The organism is Pseudomonas sp. SDO524_S393, assembly GCF_054071875.1.
Map to the genome: position 1 here is coordinate 1 of NZ_JBSVVZ010000149.1, position 2,037 is coordinate 2,037.

Here is a 2,037-nt window from a genome sequence, read left to right on the forward strand (position 1 = left end):
GGGTATGCGGTCAAATGTGGGAGCCGGGCTTGCCCGCGATAACGGTAGACCAGACACCATCACACTCGAAAATTTAAGAAGACAGCCATGCGCACACTGATGATCGAACCCCTGACCAAAGAAGCCTTCGCCCCTTTCGGAGACGTTATCGAAACCGATGGCAGCGATCACTTCATGATCAACAACGGGTCGACCATGCGCTTCCATAAACTGGCGACGGTCGAAACCGCCAAGCCAGAGGACAACGCCATCATCAGCATTTTCCGCGCCGACGCGCTGCAAATGCCCTTGACCGTATGCATGCTGGAGAGACACCCGCTGGGCAGCCAGGCTTTCATTCCGCTGCTCGGCAACCCCTTTCTGATCGTGGTCGCGCCACTTGGCGATGCACCTGTATCGGGCTTGGTCCGCGCCTTCGTCACCAACGGCAGGCAGGGCATTAATTACCATCGCGGCGTCTGGCACCACCCGGTGCTGACGATCGAAAAGCGGGATGACTTCCTGGTGGTTGATCGCAGTGGCACAGGCAATAACTGCGATGAGCATTTCTTCAAAGAGGATGAGCGATTGATCCTCGCCCCCCACCAATAAGAGAAGGTCTGATCACCCGAAAACAAGGGTGACAGGCGAGAGGTAAAGACTGTGGAAGCACATCTGTTGGAATGGCTGAACCTGAGCATTCGCTGGGTTCACATGATTACTGGCGTCGCCTGGATCGGCGCTTCCTTCTACTTCGTATGGCTGGAAAACAACCTCAACCGCGTCAACCCCAGGGACGGCCTGTCCGGTGACCTCTGGGCAATCCACGGTGGCGGCATCTACCACCTGGAAAAATACAAGCTGGCCCCGCCAACCATGCCGGACAACCTGCACTGGTTCAAATGGGAAGCCTATTTCACCTGGATGTCGGGGATCGCGCTGCTGTGCGTGGTGTTCTACTCCAACCCCACCCTGTACCTGCTGGCCCCGGGCAGCAGCCTCAGCGGTCCTGAAGGCGTGTTGCTGGGCATTGGTTCACTGTTCGCCGGTTGGTTCATCTACTCCTTCCTCTGCGATTCGGCCCTTGGCAAGCGCCCTGCCCTGCTCGGTTTCATCCTGTTCGTGCTGTTGATCGCCGCCGCGTACGGCTTCAGCAAAGTGTTCAGTGGCCGTGGCGCCTACCTGCACGTGGGTGCGGTGATCGGCACCATCATGGTGGGTAACGTGTTCCGCATCATCATGCCGGCGCAACGCGCGCTGGTGGCGGCGATTGCCGAGAACCGCACGCCGGACCCGGCACTGCCGGCCAAAGGCTTGCTGCGTTCACGCCACAACAACTACTTCACCCTGCCGGTGCTGTTCATCATGATCAGCAACCACTTCCCGAGCACCTATGGCAGCCAGTACAACTGGTTGATCCTGGCCGGTATCGCCGTGGCGGCGGTGTTGGTGCGTCACTACTTCAACACGCGCCATGACAGCCAGAAGTACGCGTGGACCTTGCCGGTGGGCGCACTGGCGATGATCTGCCTGGCGTACGTGACCGGCCCGAAACCGATGGCCACCACGCCAGACGTGGCCAAGGCGCCGGCCGCCATTGAATACCAGCCGTTGCCGGAAACCGCGTTGGGCGGTGGCTTGAAACCCGCCGCGCCTGCCGCCCCCGCAGCACCCGCCGCCGAACCTGCACCCGCCCAAGCCTCCACCGACTTCGGCAAGGTGCACAGCGTGATCCAGGAGCGCTGCGCCGTGTGCCATTCGGCCAAGCCCACCAGCCCGCTGTTCAGCACCGCTCCGGCCGGGGTGATGTTCGACACCCCGGCGCAGATCCAGCAGCAAGCGGCGCGCATCCAGGCGCAGGCCGTGGCCAGCCAGATCATGCCGCTGGGCAACATCACCCAGATGACCCAGCAGGAGCGGGATTTGATTGGCACCTGGATCAATCAGGGGGCGCGTACCAACTGACTGATCCACGCAGATCCAATGTGGGAGAGGTTTTGTGTGGGAGCTGGCTTGCCTGCGATGCAGGCACCTCGGTGTATCAGGCCTACCGAGGTG

2 protein-coding genes are annotated in these 2,037 nt (G+C 61.0%); both read left to right on the forward strand.

Translation table 11 applies throughout. From position 1 onward, the window contains the following. The first annotated feature begins 87 nt into the window (after positions 1 to 87). Positions 88 to 591, forward strand: a complete 504-nt coding sequence (locus ACW9IB_RS29410; protein ID WP_457369236.1) for an ureidoglycolate lyase — start codon at positions 88 to 90, stop codon at positions 589 to 591. A gap of 51 nt (positions 592 to 642) precedes the next feature. Further along, positions 643 to 1,944 (forward strand): urate hydroxylase PuuD, encoded by a 1,302-nt coding sequence (locus tag ACW9IB_RS29415; protein ID WP_457416824.1) that lies wholly within the window; start codon positions 643 to 645, stop codon positions 1,942 to 1,944. Positions 1,945 to 2,037 lie beyond the last annotated feature (93 nt).

What these genes read in the sequence shown, in the direction of transcription:
- ACW9IB_RS29410 (WP_457369236.1), top strand. Translation starts at nt 88, where the DNA reads ATGCGCACACTGATGATCGAACCCCTGACCAAAGAAGCCTTCGCCCCT.